Consider the following 286-nt stretch of genomic DNA (forward strand, 5'->3'; position numbering starts at 1 on the left):
ACGCACTTAAAGGTATTGCTTATGATTTTGGGAACACCCAAGTTTTTACGGGTGGCGAAGAAATAACAGATGGTCAAGGTATATATACTTTAGTTGGTGTAGGGCAACAAAATTTAGACCTCTTGGGTATCGGTGCAAAAAAGCGACTTCAAAAACAACGAATAGCTTTGGCCGAAACCGCTCTCGACCTGTCTGAATTGCAAGTGGAACAGGAAGTGAAAAAGGCTTGGTCGCAGGCATACCAACAGCGACAGAAATTTGAACTGTACCGCGAGCTGGATTCCAT

General features: G+C 43.7%; 1 protein-coding gene. It reads left to right on the forward strand.

Features of this window, described 5'->3' with window-relative positions:
* A partial coding sequence (locus AACP56_RS18000) for a TolC family protein (protein ID WP_339339117.1) occupies window positions 1-286 on the forward strand: 286 nt, incomplete at both ends.

The organism is Croceitalea sp. MTPC6 (genome assembly GCF_036985525.1).
GTDB lineage: Bacteria > Bacteroidota > Bacteroidia > Flavobacteriales > Flavobacteriaceae > Croceitalea.